This is a genomic window from Pseudoalteromonas sp. 2CM32C (assembly GCF_023161925.1).
GTDB lineage: Bacteria > Pseudomonadota > Gammaproteobacteria > Enterobacterales > Alteromonadaceae > Pseudoalteromonas > Pseudoalteromonas marina.
This window is the reverse complement of record NZ_JALNTI010000005.1, coordinates 273,076-288,386: the sequence shown is the minus strand read 5'-3', so window position 1 is coordinate 288,386 and position 15,311 is coordinate 273,076. Positions and strand designations below refer to the sequence as shown.

The window sequence follows — 15,311 nt, the reverse complement described above, 5'->3', positions numbered from 1 at the left end:
ATTCGAACCCTCGATAGAGCTACAAACTCTATACTCCCTTAGCAGGGGAGCTCCTTCGGCCACTCGGACACCTCTCCGTCTTGTGGGGCGTATAATAAAGATTTCAGAAAATATGTCAAACACTTTTCTATCAAAAGTGTCTATATGGTTACAGAACACACATATGTTATGTTTTTATATTAAAGAAGCCTAATTTTTAAGCTAATTAACTCTCTTCGTTAGGCGTATGTGTGTCGTCGGTTGGTACGCATTTATCTTTTAAACTAGCTAGGTACTGCTCTTGATAACCTAGTTGTTGAAACTCTGCAATGCATGCTCGGTAAAAAGCTTCTCGCTCTCGCTCTGTTTGACTGAGTTCTTCCGACTCTTCGATAGTTTTATCTGTCATTTTATTATTTTGTAAATCCGTTTTTATTATTTACAGCACCTAAAGAAATTAGGCCGTTTAAAATTTGGCCATAGTGTAGCTAATAAAGTTACAAAAATACAACATAATGTTTAAAAGTTACCCATTAATTTGTTATATACACATAAAATTTTTCATATAGATAATGACTAACTATCAACAGCTTAAAATGTGCACCTTCGCCTCATTAATTCGCCAGAATACGGGTTAAAATACTTACGGTAATAACAAATAAAATCTACATGGCATAAACTTCCCTATCGCGGGAAAATCAGATCTGTTAACACTAATGTTAGCTGCTTAATATAAATTAATTACCTCAAGTTAAGAGCGAGCCAGCATACTAATTTTTTAAAACAAAAACGCCGCAATTAAGCGGCGTTTCAAGGTGTTATTTTCGTTAAGCTTAGTCAGCTTGCGGACGCATATGCGGGAATAAAATAACATCTTTAATTGTAGATGAGTCAGTAAATAACATTACTAATCGGTCAATACCAATACCCTCACCAGCAGTAGGCGGTAAACCGTACTCTAGTGCGCGTATGTAATCTTCATCGTAATGCATTGCTTCATCATCGCCTGCGTCTTTTTCTTCAACTTGGCGAGTAAAGCGTTCTGCTTGGTCTTGTGCATCGTTAAGCTCCGAGAAACCATTTGCAAGCTCACGTCCGCCAACAAAAAATTCAAAGCGGTCGGTAACAAATGCATTGTCGTCGTTACGACGTGCAAGTGGCGACACTTCCCATGGGTAACCTGTAATAAATGTAGGTTGGATAAGCATGTGCTCAGCCGTTTCTTCAAATATTTCACATAAAAACTTGCCTGGGCCCCACACACAATTTTCAGGAATTTTAACGTGCACTTGTTTAGCGTACGCTTTTAACTCTTCAAAGTGGTTTTCTGGATCATTAAATACCGCAGCATCAAACTCAGGGTTATATTTTAAGATAGCATCCGCCATGCTTAGGCGCTCAAACGGCTTACCAAAGTCGTACTCTACTGAGTCGATTACTTCGCCGTTTTCATCTTTTGTTGTATTAACAACAATTGGGCTGCCTAAAACGTTTGTTGCAACGGTACGTAGCATGTCTTCGGTGATGTTCATCAGATCGATGTAATCGGCGTATGCTTGGTAGAACTCAATCATAGTGAATTCTGGGTTGTGACGCGTTGATAACCCTTCGTTACGGAAGTTACGGTTAATTTCAAATACGCGGTCAAAACCACCTACCACTAAACGCTTTAAGTAAAGCTCTGGCGCAATACGTAAATACATGTCGATATCAAGCGCGTTATGATGAGTCACAAATGGACGCGCAGACGCACCGCCAGGAATAACCTGCAGCATTGGCGTTTCTACTTCCATAAAGTCACGATCTGCTAAAAAGCGACGAATACCTTCAACTACTTGTGAACGAATACGGAACGTTTCGCGCGTTGCTTCGTTAGTAATTAAATCAACATAACGTTGGCGGTATTTTGTTTCTTGGTCTGAAAGGCCATGAAATTTTTCTGGTAATGGGCGTAGTGACTTAGTAAGTAATTCGTACTCGGCCATATCTACGTATAAATCGCCTTTGCCTGATTTATTAAGTGGACCTTTAACACCAATAATATCGCCAATATCAAGCTGACCATATTTTGCTTTTAAGTCTTTTTGTACGTCTTTTGATGCGTAAACTTGTACACGGCCTTTCATGTCTTGAATAGACATAAATGGACCACGCTTAGCAAGAATACGACCAGCAATTGATACTACGTGCTGTAGCTCAATTAATTCTTCTTTTGTTTTATCACCAAACTCAGCTTGCAAATCAGCCGTGTAATGTTCACGACGGAATTGGTTTGGATGACCGTTGGCTGGGCAATTTTCGCGAATAGCATCTAACTTGCCGCGACGCTCAGCGATTAACTTGTTTTCGTCTTGGATTTTATCAGTCATTTTTTAGCTCTTTATTAGCTTGGTGGTTATAGGCCAGATTTAAGGCTGGCTTCAATAAATTTGTCTAGGTTACCGTCAAGTACCGATTGGGTATTGCGGTTTTCAACGCCGGTGCGTAAATCTTTAATACGCGAGTCATCAAGAACGTATGAACGAATTTGACTGCCCCAACCAATATCTGATTTTGCATCTTCTTGCGTTTGTTTTTCAGCATTTTGCTGCTGTAGCTCAAGCTCAAATAATTTAGCTTTTAATTGCTTCATTGCTTGGGCTTTATTTTTATGCTGCGAACGCTCGTTTTGACATTGCACTACCGTGTTTGTAGGCACGTGAGTAATACGTACTGCCGATTCGGTGGTGTTAACGTGCTGACCACCTGCGCCCGATGCACGGTACACGTCTATACGTAAGTCAGACGGATTAATATCAATTTCAATGTTGTCGTCTATCTCTGGGTATACAAACGCAGAGGCAAACGATGTATGACGACGGCCACTTGAGTCAAATGGGCTTTTACGAACTAAACGGTGTACGCCTGTTTCTGTACGTAACCAACCGTAAGCGTATTCACCAACAAAGCGAACTGTTGCGCCTTTTATTCCGGCCACATCGCCATCGGTTGCTTCTACTAGCTCAACTTTAAAGCCTTTTGCTTCGCCCCAGCGTAGGTACATGCGAAGTAACATGTTACACCAGTCTTGAGCTTCAGTGCCGCCTGAACCTGATTGTAAATCAAGGTATGCATCATTTGCGTCGTGCGTGCCCGAAAACATTCGACGAAACTCTAAACCTTCTAATTGCTCGTTTAGGCCTTCAAGCTCTGCATTTGCTTCGTCAAAGGTGTCTTCGTCTTCCGCTTCTATTGCAAGCTCAAGCAAGCCTTCAACGTCATCAGCGCCAGCAACTAAGTTGTCGATTGTTTCAACAACCGCCTCTAATGCTGACTTTTCACGGCCAAGTGCCTGTGCGCGTTCAGGTTCATTCCATACAGCTGAATCTTCAAGTTCGGCGTTAACTTCTTCTAGGCGCTCTTGTTTAAGAGCGTAGTCAAAGGTACCCCCGAAGCAGTTCAGTACGATCGCGAATTTCCTTGATTTGATTAATCACAGGATTCACTTCAAACATGTACATTACTCCAAAATGGCTAGATTATTACGGCCCGACTTGAGGAATATCCGCAATAAATTATCGTCAAATGATAAAAACGCCCGATTTTAACAAAAAATCGCGCGCTTTATTAGCCTTTTATGCATGTATTGTGCATATTTTTTAGTGCACTTTTTCAAGCTCTCGTACAATTAGCTGCAAGCTAAATTTACCTCTAAACTCGTTTATATCAAGTTGATAAGCCACTTTAACAAAGCGTGCTTCGGTATCTGGCCACTCTTTTACGTCTATACCAAAAGCAATAGCGTCAACTAATCGCCCTGATTGATGTTTAAGCACCAGTTTTAAATGCTTTTCACCAACAATACGTTGCTGAATTAATTCAAAGGTATGTTCAAACACAGGCTCTGGAAATTGCTGCCCCCATGGGCCTGATTGCTTTAATAATTGGGCAAACTCCATGGTAAAGCAGTCGTTTGGCAGCTCGCCGTCGGTAAATACAATACAACGCTTACTTTCTTCGCTTAATTGCGCACTGACTGCGGCATCAAACGCTTTTTTAAAGTCGTTAAAATTTTGCTCGTCTATGCTTAAACCCGCAGCCATTGCGTGGCCACCAAACTTATTTATTAAATGGGGCGTGGCGGTATTTAACCCTTCGAGTAGGTCACGCATATGCAGCCCTTCAATAGAGCGGCACGAGCCTTTAATTTCGCCATTTTCACCACCCGCAAAAATAACGGTTGGGCGGTGGTACTTTTCTTTTAAACGGCCAGCCAAAATACCAATTACGCCTTGGTGCCAGTCATCTTGAAACAAACAAATAGCATCAGGAATGTTATCGTCGGTAAAGGCGAGCCTATCAAGCACGGCTTGTGCTTCAGCTTGCATACCTTGCTCTATTTCACGCCTTGCATGGTTTAAGCTGTCGAGTTCGCTTGCGATACGCCTTGCTTGGTTTATATCGTTACTCAGTAAACACGCTATGCCCAAACTCATGTCGTCTAGTCGCCCTGCTGCGTTTAAACGTGGCGCAAGTGAAAAACCAAAATCGCTGGCGCTTAAACGCGCTGCATTTCTGTTGGCCACTTCAATAAGTGCTGTAATACCTGGGCGTGTTTTACCACTGCGAATACGCGCTAAGCCTTGGTGTACTAATGTTCGGTTATTTGCATCAAGTGCAACTACATCAGCGACTGTGCCCAGTGCAACTATGTCTAATAAGTTTGCTAAGTTAGGCGGTGTTTGTTGCGTAAAGTAACCTTGTTCGCGCATTAGGCTTCTTAGTGCAATTAATAAGTAAAACGCAACGCCTACACCAGCAATAGACTTTGACGGAAAGTTACATTCGTGTCTGTTTGGATTTACAATGGCATCGGCATTGGGAAGCTGCTCACCTTGTAAATGGTGATCTGTAACCAACACTTTTATACCTACCGATTTTAAAATATCAATACCGGCAATACAGGATATACCGTTATCTACGGTGATCACTAAATCGGGCTTTATTTGTACTATTTGTTCGGCCAGTGCGGGGCTTAAGCCATAACCTAAGCTAAAGCGGTCTGGAATGAGGTAATCTAAATTTTGAAAACCAAACATTTGCAACCCCTGCATTAAAGTTGCAGTACTGGTTGCGCCATCGGCATCAAAGTCGCCCACAATTAAAATGTGGCTTTGCGCCTTAAGCGCATCGACTAGTAACGCACTTGCTTTGTCGATGTCTTTAAACAATTTATAATCGTGAAGCGTAGCAACACCGTTATCGAGCTCTTGGGCATCAACCACACGACGAGTCGCGTAAATTTGTTTTATAACCGGATGCAAATGACTCGGTAAGTGCGAGTCGTTAACGTTTTCGCGCGCAATGATCAGTTTTTTCATGCAGTTTTTTTAACTTATTAAATCGTATTAAAAAGACAAAAAAAGGCCATTAAGGCCTTTTTGTAAACGTAAACACGTTATTAAGATGCTTTATTAGCATCTAACGCTGCTTTTAATGCAGCAGCAGGTTGGTAACCTGGGATCATTGTGCCATCGTCTAAAATAATGGCTGGCGTGCCACTAATACCAAAGCTTTGGCCTAGCTGGTAGTGTTCAGCAATGGGTGCACTACAACCTGCAACTGCCGTGGTACTCTCACCAGCTTTAGCTTCTGTTAACGCCTCTTGTTGATCTTTTGCACACCATACATTCATTAAATCTGCATAGCCTGAACCTTGTAGGCCACCACGCGGAAACGCTAAGTACTTAACGGTAATACCCGCATCAAGTAAATCGTTTAGCTCACGGTGTAATTTACGACAATAACCACAGCTAATATCGGTAAATACAGTGATGCTGTGTTTTTCGTTTGGTGCTTTGTACACAATCATCGACTCTTCGTATTCTGTAATACCTTCAGCACGTACGCTATTTAAAGCTTGTTCTGTTAGGTTATTACGGTTGTCTAAATCGATTAACGTGCCTTGCATTAAAAACTGGCCGTCTGGGCTTGCGTATAACACGCCTTTATTTGTAATTAGCTCTTTTAAACCAGCTACTGGGCTTGGATTTATTTGCTTAACCGTAACGCCAAGTGCCGCAAACTTAGTAACAATAGGATCATTAGCATTTGGCGTTACTGCAACGTCATTTGCCAATGCACTCATACTTGTGCACAACATGGCACCTGCTAACATTAATTTTTTCATAACTTCTCTCTATCCTAAAAATACTTAATATATTGACCGGCTTAATACTATTTAATTTCAAATTAAGCGCGCGGATGATGCTGCGCGTGTACCGATTTTAACCGTTCATTAGCAACATGAGTATAAATTTGCGTTGTTGATAGGTCGCTGTGTCCCAGCATCATTTGCACAACACGTAAATCGGCCCCATGATTCAATAAATGCGTAGCAAATGCATGGCGCAATGTGTGGGGTGATAATGGCGATTCAACCGATGCCAAAATAGCATAGTGTTTGATTCTATGCCAAAAGGTTTGTCGAGTCATGCCCACACCACGCTTTGACGGAAATACAAAGTCGGTGGCGTGTTTGATCATTTGTGCGCGGCCCACTTTTAAAAAAAGCTCAAGCCAATGCATGGCTTCTTCGCCCAGCGGCACTAAACGTTCTTTGTTGCCTTTACCTTTTACAAACACAACCGCTTGGCGTAAGTTAATTTGCTCCATGCGTAGCCCAACCAACTCACTGACACGCAGGCCTGTGGCATAAAGCAATTCAAGCATGGCTTTGTCTCGTAACCCCATGGGTTCTTCAGTATTGGGGGCGTTAAGAAGCGCTTCTACTTCGGTTTCAGAAAGTGTTTTAGGTAAAGATTGCCCCGCTTTGGGTTGGGCAATATTTAGCATTGGTGTGTCGGTAATCATTTTTTCACGCACAAAGTACTGATAAAACCGTTTTAGCGCACTGATACTTCTCGCTGTACTGCGCGGCTTTAGGCCTAAATCAACCCGATGCGCTAAGTAGCTTTCAATGTCATGCCCTGTTACCGTCATTAAGTTTTCGCCTTTTAAAAACTGGCAAAACTTATCTAAATCGCTACGGTAAGCACTTAATGTGTTTTCGCTTACACCTTGCTCCAAATAAAGGCTATCTAAAAAGGTTTCTAGGTAGTCGCTATTGGTGCTCATACTGCTTTTATTTTCTGAAAAATCGTCAGATAGCGTTGTCACATTATGCTCTCATGCTTTGCTAAGGTATCAATTAAAAATACCTTACGGTAAACTTGAGCCTATCATATCAGGCAATTACACAGTGATAAATACGATGCAAATTGGTTTATTTTTTGGCTCTACTACGTGCTACACCGAAATGGCAGCAGAAAAAATACGTGACCTTATTGGTGACGATATAGTTAGCCTTCACAATATTAAAGACGAACCACTAAAAAATGCAGAGCAGTACGACTTTATCATCTTTGGTATTTCAACATGGGACTTTGGCGAAATACAAGAAGACTGGGAGTCTAAATGGGACGACATAAAAGACGTAAACCTAAATGGTAAAACCATTGCTTTATTTGGCATGGGCGACCAACAAGGTTACGGACAGTGGTTTCAAGACGCTCTAGGTATGCTGCACGACGAAATAAACACACAAACATTTACACAACTTGGCTTTTGGCCGAACGACAGCAGCTACGAGTTTGAAGCCTCAAAGGCACTCACCCCAGATGGCAAACAGTTTGTAGGACTCGCCCTTGATGAAGACAGCCAGTACGAGCTGAGCGATGAGCGCATTGCGACTTGGGTTGAGCAAGTAATGACCGAGTACGGTGAAACGCTTTAACTGCTTGAGCGTAATGCTTGCCGCGCTATAAAACAGCGATTTAACACATTACCAATATTGTTTATGGTAAAAAGCCAAACACGCTTAGGTGTTTGGCTTTAGTAATAATGCACATCGCTAAATTTAACGAATAGGTTTAAAAGTTACGAATATCTACATTTGAGCTGTTAAATTCAAACATATTTATTTTTCCGCATTGTGCCACATGGTTAGTGCTGGCAAAGGGTGTATTGGCTTGGTTTATATCGTTTTCCCAGCCTTGGCCATTTTTAACAAATGCTTTTACCTCAAACCACCCATTTACTGCTTTGCTGCAATCCATGTCTACATCTAGCATCCAATAGTGTTCGCCCCAAATATTCAGCGGCGTAACGCCAAAGCCGTCATTAGTCACTGTTTTTTGGGCACCATATGTACTTGGCCACACGTTTGTAGTCCAGTCGGCTGCGGTACCTTCTGCCTGGGCGCTTTGCCCGCTTTCAATACCGTACCAATCTAGATAGTTATCGTTTAGTTTCCATGGGCTTGTAGTGGCATTTTTTAAATTGTTATGACGAATAGGCATCGCACATTCAACATTGGTTGTTTGACAGTTTCTACCTAAATTTGTATTTGCATAGGTATGATCTATTCCGCCGCGTACAAACATGTCTTGCCCACTTTGAGTTTGTGCGTTAATAAAAATGACGGTACGCTGCCAATCACCACTCGGATTTGAAGTCGAACCTTGTGATAACTTTGCGTTTTTATGAATTGCCATCGCATCCCAAGGTGCCACATTTAGATCAATAGTGCCGTTACTATTAACTGTAATAACCTCACCGCTACAACTTTTAGCATCGCCCGATAATTCACCTTTTAATACATTACAATATTGGCCAGGCGCCATGTCTGTTTGCACAGTGGCATTGAGCGCTGCGTCTTCTTTGTTAATGGCCATATGACCTGAGCTACCGCGGCCAAATGAAATCTGATTATTAGTGTTATCCCACCAATTTGTCACAGCCCAGTTGTCGGCGGTGTTATTTCTAAAATCGACGCCACCCGCTATGTATGACCAACGATGCTCACATTTCCAATTGCTTGCAAAACATTCTAAATTACCGCTGTTATGAACGGGAACACTCGGCCCGCCCGCATCGGTATCACCATGGAAATCATAACTCGACATTACTTTTGGATAGCCATACGGATACGCCAACATAAATACGTTAGCTAGGTCGTATAAGCGACCATCTTCAAAAGTAATTACGTTACCCGCACCACCATGCCCCCGCTGATTATCATGATTATCTACAAATACGACCGCTGACGAGCTTGGCATAAAGCCCCACCCTTCACCAAAATTACTTAACCATGCAAGCGAGCCGTTTCTAAATGTATTACCGAGTTGTGTACTGTATTTAAACTCGGTAACGAGCCCTGTACTTAAATACTCAGAGGCATCAACGGCTTCTGTTCCCTGATCAATCACTTCATGAAACACTAACGGCGAGCCATTTATTTTAGCCATAAGGCTTTGAATATCGCTAGCTGCTACGTGTTTAGCCGCATCAAATCTAAAACCTTTTACTCCAATAGCCTGAAGGTCGTTAATATAAGCAGCGAGAGTATTTTGCACGTAATTTGAAGACGTATTCAAATCAGCAAGCCCTACTAACTCGCAGTTTTGAACGCGGTAACGATTATTACCGTAATCTTCTGGATTTATACTACAGCTTTCATGAAAGTCTTGTGGGCTATAAATTGGGTATTGTTTATTACCAAACGTGCTACCCGCAACGCCATTACCACTGCCAGCCGCCATGTGATTAATTAAGGTATCTACATAAATATCGACCCCTGCACTTTTACAACGGTTAACCATATCTACAAACTGCGTTCGGTTACCGCCTCGGCTTTGCAGTTGGTAGCTCACAGGTTGATAGCGAGTCCACCATTGGTTGCCTGTAATATGCTCGTTAGGCGGAGACACTTGTACAGCAGCATACCCTTTTGGCCCTAAAAACTGCTCGCATTCTTGTGCAACATCGGGCCAACTCCATTCAAATAAATGAACAAACGTAGTGGGTGCAGCAGCTGCAAGATTAGGCAAAAGCAAACCTAGGCTTAAACCGGCGGTGGTGACCATTTTATTCAGCTTCATAGTGTGTGTTTCCAAATGTTGGCGGGCTAAACAACATGCCCTAGCTTATTTACAAGTGGTTAACACTAGTCTTGAGATTGATTAAATAACAACTGAATACGTATGCATTATGGGTAAACTATCCTTTATTATTAGATAATACCCCTCGCAATTACGTCATCTTTAAATAAAATGCCTTACACAAAGTAATGTAATCAGTAGTGTAATTATTGTTTAACTCTCTAATGCATAGCGTTGAATTGTCGGTTTGTGATTCTAGATAACTAAACGTCATTAAACTGCGGCTTATGGGTTTGCTAGGTGTCGCTTTTACTTGGCAATGTGCATTTAAATAAAGCCCTTTTTGAGTAGCAAGCTCAATAAATACTAAAGCCTCAGTGTTTGGCAGTATTAAACTAAACCGTGACTGTGAATGGCTAAGCCGCTTAAACGCGTTAATTAGCTCCTCAAAGCTCAAACCATCGGTGTGACGCGCAGTGTTTCGGGCGGCATTATTGCCTTTTAAACTGTGATTAAAGTAAGGCGGATTAGAAATGATGACATCAAAGGGAGCGTCACTATTAAAGCTTTGAATAGTTTGATGCTTAATAGCTATATTGGGCCACGGACTATTTGCTACGTTTTGTAATGCTTGATTGTATGCGTTTTCATCTATTTCAACCGCAGTAATACTCAATGCTGGCCTGCGCTGTTTACACATTAACGCCAATAACCCCGTGCCTGTACCAATGTCTAGTAACGAGTTTGCACCAGCTAAGTTTGCCCACGCACCAAGCAAAATGCCGTCGGTTGAAACCTTCATTGCGCAGAGGTCGTGTTCAACCTTAAATTGTTTAAATGCAAAACCAGACATTTTTTCACCTTTTCATTCACCAAGCGCAGCATAGCGCGTATAATCAAGGTAATTGTCCACTATTTTAGACACTCTATGCAATTTTCTGAATTTGATCTTGATACCAAATTACTCGATGCCATTGATAAAATGGGCTACGAGAAGCCAACCAGTATTCAACAACAAGCTATTCCTGAAGCTCTTCAGGGACGTGATATTTTAGCGTCTGCGCCAACTGGCACAGGTAAAACAGCGGCATTTTTAATTCCTGCGATTCAATACTTATTGGATTTTCCGCGCCGTGAACCTGGTTTTGCCCGCGTATTAATAATGACGCCAACACGTGAGCTGGCTTATCAAATTCATGAACAGTGTGAACTACTTGCTAAACGCACGCACCTAAAAATTGGCGTAGTAACGGGCGGTATTAACTACGGTACTCACAAAGAGATTTTTGAAAAAAATAATGATGTATTAATTGCCACTCCAGGGCGATTAATGGAATACCTAGAAACTGAAAACTTTCATGCTGAACATGTAGAAATGCTTATTATTGATGAAGCAGATCGCATGTTAGACATGGGTTTCAAAAAAGAAATGAGCCGTATTTGTGACGAAGCTAAAAACCGTCGTCAGTGCTTTTTATTCTCGGCAACCCTTGAGGGCGACAGCGTAGAACGATTTGCAGAAACCACATTAAACGATCCAGCTTTGTTAGAAGCTGAGTCGTCTCGTAAAGAAAAAGCAAAAATTCACCAGTGGGTTCACCTTGCGGATGATTACCACCATAAACTAGAGCTTTTAGTAAACACCCTAAATGGCCCAGACGTAACTAAAGCTATTGTGTTTGTTAAAACGCGTGAACGTTTAGAAACTCTCATTGGTGAATTAACTAATAACGGTGTTAAAGCCGCTTGGCTGCGAGGTGAAATGCCACAAGACAAGCGCATGAAAGCAATGGAAAACTTTCATAGTGGCCGCACTAAAATATTAATTGCAACAGATGTAGCTGCCCGCGGTATTGACGTATCTGACATTAGCCACGTTATTAACTTTGATATGCCACGTACCGCCGACGTATATGTTCACCGTATTGGCCGTACTGGTCGCGCAGGTAAAAAAGGCATCGCTATTTCATTAGTTGAAGCGCATGATATTGGTATTTTGTACAAAGTAGAACGCTACATTGAACAAAAGCTTAAACGCCGTGTAATTAAAGGAATAGAGCCTCAGCATAAAGAGGCTAAGCCACCGGTTAAAAAGCGCAAAGATCCGGTAAAAATGAAAGCAAAGAAAAAAGCGAAAGTTAAAAAGAAAAAGTAACTTAGCACATTTACCAAAGCCGGCGTATGCCGGCTTTTTAATGCGTGTAACATATGTAACCGGTGCATGTAACACCTACCCATTTAAATGTAATTATTGCCCACCTGAATTCCCACTTAATAAAATAACCTTATATTTCAATAAATTAAAATTGGCACTGAACTTGTAATATTAAACACAGAATAGCCAGAATATTTAATGGTTTGGCTAAATTTTTAATTGATATAAAAGGATTGAGTTATGAACCGCTTAAAGTTAACTATCGCGTTAGTTTCGTTTTGTTGTTTATTTTTGTTAGCCTGTGCTACCAAAGTGAGTGCAGCAACACACCTAGCCGTAGTCAGCAGCGTAGCAACTCAACCTAACCTTCAGCAAACCATTACAAGTACGCTTCGTACTAACCCCAACTTTGCATTAAGCAATATTCGCGTACAGGTTAAAGATGGCGAGGTAGTATTACATGGTCAAGCGCAAACCGGTTTTGAACGTGCGCTTGCTCAAAAGTTTTTAGAAAATATGGATGGTGTTAAAATCATCCGTAACAAAATTAGTGTTATTTAAATCGCACTTTTATTAACTCAATTGATCCTAGGCGCAGCATGTTACTCCAACACATGCTGCGCCTTTTTTGTGCCAGTATATACTTGCAACTCACATTAACTACAATAAAAAACTCGCTTTAATTACCTCTTACTTACCGCCTAATACCAATTGTAAATTGCATACATTACAACCTAATATTTGCCAAAATAATCCGCTCTTTAAATAATAAATTTATATTAAGCCTAGGCCTGTTTAACTGACATTATTAAAGCGTGTTCTATCAAGGAGCAACATAATTACGGTGCGCGATTTGTGACCCAGTAAGCTAAGTACCTACTCCTGCATTATTTTAATGACTTCGCCTATGTAGGTATAACTTAAAGTCGTATACAGCTTATACGCCCTACTTGCTCCTTATTACCTATTATTTAGGCAACAAGGAGAAGCAACCTATGAGAGGAACACAAAAGTTACTGCATGTTTTATATTTATGTTGCGTTATCGTCGGTTTCGGGAAGTAACTACACAATAGGCTTAGCCTTATCGATATATCACATAGCCCGCTTTCAATTTCACCCCAAAAGGTAAATAGGCCTTAATCAATAATCAATTAACGTTGCTCTCACCTTCTCAAACACTTAAATAGCCATAAAAAAATGCAGCTTTATAAAGCTGCATTTAGTCGTTGTGACTCATAAGTCATTTTTATTTAAGCCCACAACGGGTATTTAAATGTAAAATTGCGTTGCGAGTGAGTAAATAATTCCCACTGGTATTAATGGCTCATTTATTCGTTTTGGCCTGAATCAGCTCCACCAGCGTTGCCTTTATTTGATGATTGCTGGTTAATTTTATCGCTGATCATGGCATCGAGTTTTTCACCGCCTTTAATACCAAAATCGAGCGTGCGAATAGGGAATGGAATACTAATATCAGCTTCATCCAACGCTTGTTTAACAGCAACTACGCCTTTATGACGCACTGTCATAAAGTCTGGTTCACCTGGATATTTAATCCAAAACCACACCAATAAATTAATGCTACTGTCGCCAAAGCCTTCAGCATAAACATCGGTTTCGTTTTTACGAATGACAAAGTCCAAATCGTTAATCTTATCTACAATAACTTCTTTCGCTTTTTCAATGTCGTCACCATACGAAATGCCTACCGGTACTTCTATGCGTCTAACTCCAAGTGTGGTGTAATTTTTTAACACATTCCTAAATAATACCTTGTTTGGTACTAAAATTAACTGCCCGTAAAAGCTCTCTATTAGCGTGTTACGCAGGTTTATTGAGTGCACTGAACCAAACACGTCGTCGGTTTCTATTACGTCTCCTGTTTTAAAGGGCTTGCGTATACCCATTGCTATGCCCGCAATCAAGTTTTCGGTCATATCTTGAAACGCAAAACCTATGGCTAAACCAACAATACCCGCACCGGCTAATAAAGAGGTAACCGTACCTTTTAAACCCACAAAATCCAGCGCTATAAATACCCCAACACACAGCACAATAACCTTAAATATTGACGCCATTAAATCGGCTATTTGTTGAGAGTCGAGTGAACGGCGCAATATGTTTTTCATAAGGTTGCCAGCAAAGCGCGCTAGCATTGAAAATATAATGGCAATAATAACCGCCACTATAAAATTAGGAATGTGACTTATAACAACATCAAACCAACCGCCGAGTTTTTCTTCGATAAGTTTTTCGGCTTCTGTTATCGAGGGTATGCTGATCATTTTTTGCACCTATGAGTAAATAATAATGTGAATACTTAACTCATGTTTGCAAGTTTAGCGCCAGCATATAAAAAGCCATGCAATGCATGGCTTTTTGGGTATGTGTTTAGCTTTAATTAAACGCGTTAGTTTTGCTCTTCGCGCAAAAATACCGGCTCTAACTCTTTCGTTGTTGCCTCAGCGCTAAAGTAATACCCCGCAACGGTAAATTCTTTTAACTGACTTAACTGCGTTACTTGGTTTTCTATAATGTAACGCGCCATCATGCCGCGCGCTTTTTTAGCATAAAAGCTAATTACCTTGTATTGACCATTTTTGCAGTCTTTAAAGTGCGGCGTAATAATTTGCGCGTTGAGCGCTTTTTTATCTACCGCTTTGAAGTATTCGTTTGAAGCTAGGTTAACGAGGTATTGTGCATCTTGTGATTTTGTTACTTCATTTAGTTTATCAGCAATGATACTGCCCCAAAACTCATACAGGTTTTTACCACGAGAGTTTTCAAGCTTAGTGCCCATTTCTAGTCGGTACGCTTGCATTAAATCAAGCGGTTTTAATAGGCCATATAATCCAGATAATATACGCAAATGACTTTGCGCGTAATCAAGGTCGCTTGCAGTTAAAGTACTCGCCTCTAACCCACCATATACATCACCATTAAAAGCAAGCGCGGCTTGTTTGGCATTATTAATGGTAAAGGGTTGCGACCATTCGCTAAAGCGAGCAGCGTTAAGGCCAGAAAGCTTATCGCTAATTTTCATTAAACTGCCAATTTGCGCAGGTGTTAGTTCACGGCATACTTTCATAAGTTCCTCGCTGTGCTCGAGTAATTCAGGCTGAGTGAACTTATCGGTTGCCGGTGGCGTGTCGTAATCAAGATTTTTTGCAGGTGAAATAACAGTGATCATAGTTAGCTATTGACTTGTAAATTATTTAATGTCAATTTCAACATTAAATGAAACGAAAAGCACGT

At 41.0% G+C, this 15,311-nt stretch carries 13 protein-coding genes; 3 read left to right on the top strand and 10 right to left on the bottom strand.

The window, feature by feature from the left end; translation table 11 throughout:
- Window positions 1-205 precede the first annotated feature (205 nt).
- The 6 genes from MTF67_RS12055 to xerD form a co-directional block, all read right to left on the bottom strand.
- Window positions 206-388, bottom strand: coding sequence for a hypothetical protein (locus tag MTF67_RS12055; RefSeq protein ID WP_010556551.1), 183 nt, complete (start codon window positions 386-388; stop codon window positions 206-208).
- A gap of 424 nt (window positions 389-812) precedes the next feature.
- Window positions 813-2,348 (bottom strand): lysine--tRNA ligase, encoded by a 1,536-nt coding sequence (gene lysS / locus MTF67_RS12050; protein ID WP_006793137.1) that lies wholly within the window; start codon window positions 2,346-2,348, stop codon window positions 813-815.
- A 26-nt stretch (window positions 2,349-2,374) separates the two neighbouring features.
- Window positions 2,375-3,473 (bottom strand): peptide chain release factor 2 gene (gene prfB / locus MTF67_RS12045; RefSeq protein WP_096801177.1). Its coding sequence is split into 2 segments (ribosomal slippage): window positions 2,375-3,397 and window positions 3,399-3,473, totalling 1,098 coding nucleotides; the frame shifts between segments, so codons are not numbered across the junction.
- Window positions 3,474-3,617: 144 nt separating this feature from the next.
- Window positions 3,618-5,339: a single-stranded-DNA-specific exonuclease RecJ gene (gene recJ, locus MTF67_RS12040; RefSeq protein WP_248519642.1), complete on the bottom strand. Its 1,722-nt coding sequence runs from the start codon at window positions 5,337-5,339 to the stop codon at window positions 3,618-3,620.
- A gap of 80 nt (window positions 5,340-5,419) precedes the next feature.
- On the bottom strand, window positions 5,420-6,148 hold the full coding sequence (dsbC, locus tag MTF67_RS12035) for a bifunctional protein-disulfide isomerase/oxidoreductase DsbC (protein WP_006793140.1): 729 nt from the start codon (window positions 6,146-6,148) through the stop codon (window positions 5,420-5,422).
- 62 nt (window positions 6,149-6,210) lie between these two features.
- Complete coding sequence (gene xerD, locus MTF67_RS12030) at window positions 6,211-7,137, bottom strand: site-specific tyrosine recombinase XerD (protein WP_006793141.1); 927 nt, start codon at window positions 7,135-7,137, stop codon at window positions 6,211-6,213.
- A 94-nt stretch (window positions 7,138-7,231) separates the two neighbouring features.
- Here xerD and fldB point away from each other — a divergent pair, with 94 nt between their 5' ends.
- The gene (gene fldB, locus MTF67_RS12025) at window positions 7,232-7,753 is read left to right on the top strand and encodes a flavodoxin FldB (protein WP_248519646.1); all 522 of its coding nucleotides are present in this window, start codon (window positions 7,232-7,234) and stop codon (window positions 7,751-7,753) included.
- A 136-nt stretch (window positions 7,754-7,889) separates the two neighbouring features.
- Here the strand turns inward: fldB and MTF67_RS12020 are convergent, their stop codons facing one another.
- Together MTF67_RS12020 and MTF67_RS12015 are read right to left on the bottom strand one after the other, a co-directional pair.
- Window positions 7,890-9,899, bottom strand: a complete 2,010-nt coding sequence (locus tag MTF67_RS12020; RefSeq protein ID WP_248519641.1) for an alpha-amylase family protein — start codon at window positions 9,897-9,899, stop codon at window positions 7,890-7,892.
- A 151-nt stretch (window positions 9,900-10,050) separates the two neighbouring features.
- Entirely contained in the window at window positions 10,051-10,752 is a 702-nt protein-coding gene (locus MTF67_RS12015; RefSeq protein ID WP_248519640.1) for a methyltransferase, read from the bottom strand.
- Window positions 10,753-10,827: 75 nt separating this feature from the next.
- Between MTF67_RS12015 and srmB the strand changes: the two genes are divergently transcribed.
- Together srmB and MTF67_RS12005 are read left to right on the top strand one after the other, a co-directional pair.
- Entirely contained in the window at window positions 10,828-12,054 is a 1,227-nt protein-coding gene (gene srmB, locus MTF67_RS12010) for an ATP-dependent RNA helicase SrmB (RefSeq protein WP_248519639.1), read from the top strand.
- 240 nt (window positions 12,055-12,294) lie between these two features.
- Window positions 12,295-12,615, top strand: a complete 321-nt coding sequence (locus MTF67_RS12005) for a BON domain-containing protein (RefSeq protein WP_006793146.1) — start codon at window positions 12,295-12,297, stop codon at window positions 12,613-12,615.
- Between the two features lie 769 nt (window positions 12,616-13,384).
- On the opposite strand, the gene MTF67_RS12000 is transcribed toward MTF67_RS12005, so the two are convergent.
- Window positions 13,385-14,341 carry a mechanosensitive ion channel family protein gene (locus tag MTF67_RS12000; protein WP_010556557.1) on the bottom strand — a complete coding sequence of 319 codons (957 nt, stop codon included), beginning with the start codon at window positions 14,339-14,341 and terminating at the stop codon, window positions 13,385-13,387.
- A gap of 125 nt (window positions 14,342-14,466) precedes the next feature.
- The gene (gene yaaA / locus MTF67_RS11995; protein ID WP_248519638.1) at window positions 14,467-15,246 is read right to left on the bottom strand and encodes a peroxide stress protein YaaA; all 780 of its coding nucleotides are present in this window, start codon (window positions 15,244-15,246) and stop codon (window positions 14,467-14,469) included.
- Window positions 15,247-15,311 lie beyond the last annotated feature (65 nt).

What these genes read in the sequence shown, in the direction of transcription:
- srmB (WP_248519639.1), top strand. Translation starts at nt 10,828, where the DNA reads ATGCAATTTTCTGAATTTGATCTTGATACCAAATTACTCGATGCCATT.
- MTF67_RS12020 (WP_248519641.1), bottom strand. Translation starts at nt 9,899, where the DNA reads ATGAAGCTGAATAAAATGGTCACCACCGCCGGTTTAAGCCTAGGTTTG.
- MTF67_RS12005 (WP_006793146.1), top strand. Translation starts at nt 12,295, where the DNA reads ATGAACCGCTTAAAGTTAACTATCGCGTTAGTTTCGTTTTGTTGTTTA.
- lysS (WP_006793137.1), bottom strand. Translation starts at nt 2,348, where the DNA reads ATGACTGATAAAATCCAAGACGAAAACAAGTTAATCGCTGAGCGTCGC.
- MTF67_RS12000 (WP_010556557.1), bottom strand. Translation starts at nt 14,341, where the DNA reads ATGATCAGCATACCCTCGATAACAGAAGCCGAAAAACTTATCGAAGAA.
- MTF67_RS12015 (WP_248519640.1), bottom strand. Translation starts at nt 10,752, where the DNA reads ATGTCTGGTTTTGCATTTAAACAATTTAAGGTTGAACACGACCTCTGC.
- recJ (WP_248519642.1), bottom strand. Translation starts at nt 5,339, where the DNA reads ATGAAAAAACTGATCATTGCGCGCGAAAACGTTAACGACTCGCACTTA.
- yaaA (WP_248519638.1), bottom strand. Translation starts at nt 15,246, where the DNA reads ATGATCACTGTTATTTCACCTGCAAAAAATCTTGATTACGACACGCCA.
- fldB (WP_248519646.1), top strand. Translation starts at nt 7,232, where the DNA reads ATGCAAATTGGTTTATTTTTTGGCTCTACTACGTGCTACACCGAAATG.
- dsbC (WP_006793140.1), bottom strand. Translation starts at nt 6,148, where the DNA reads ATGAAAAAATTAATGTTAGCAGGTGCCATGTTGTGCACAAGTATGAGT.
- MTF67_RS12055 (WP_010556551.1), bottom strand. Translation starts at nt 388, where the DNA reads ATGACAGATAAAACTATCGAAGAGTCGGAAGAACTCAGTCAAACAGAG.